The sequence below is a fragment of the Streptomyces sp. cmx-18-6 genome, assembly GCF_046548915.1.
In the GTDB taxonomy this organism is placed as follows: domain Bacteria; phylum Actinomycetota; class Actinomycetes; order Streptomycetales; family Streptomycetaceae; genus Streptomyces.
The window spans coordinates 1-521 of the sequence record NZ_JAEBEP010000063.1; the positions used below are offsets into that span (position 1 = coordinate 1).

The window sequence follows — 521 nt, forward strand, 5'->3', positions numbered from 1 at the left end:
TTCGCTCTGCTGGAGCTGGGCGCCGAGGACCTCGGCGACCCGCCGGTGGTCGGCGACGGGGTCGAGGCCGGTGACCCGGACCCGGCCGGCGTCGGGGACGCGCAGTCCCTCGACGCACTCGACGGTGGTGGTCTTGCCGGCGCCGTTGGGGCCGAGGACCGCGGTCACCGCGCCCGCCGCGACCTCCAGGTCGAGGCCGTTGACCGCCGTTTTGGTGCCGTACCGCTTGACCAGGCCCCTGGCCTGTACGACGGGCTCGCTGCTCATGGCGGGCAAGTCTAGGCGGGCCGGTCAGGGGTCCGGCGCGCCGGGTTCCCCGAGGTCCGTGCCGCGTTTCCGGTGGCCCGGCCGCCGGCCGGGCCACCGTGCGCCCACCTGCGGCGGCCTGCTGTGATCGACTGTTTCCGCAGGTCAACTTAGGTTGACCTAAGTGATGAAGGGCACCGCGTCCTCCTCCGAGGTGGGTTGTCAGGCCCGAAGGAATTACGCAACAATGGCGTTGTGAAATACGTTGGCGAGGC

1 protein-coding gene is annotated in these 521 nt (G+C 71.2%); it reads right to left on the reverse strand.

What is annotated here, in order from left to right; translation table 11 throughout:
• The coding region (locus ACLJPL_RS34160) for an ATP-binding cassette domain-containing protein (protein ID WP_411084825.1) at positions 1 to 267 on the reverse strand (267 nt) is incomplete at its 3' end.
• Positions 268 to 521: the final 254 nt, after the last annotated feature.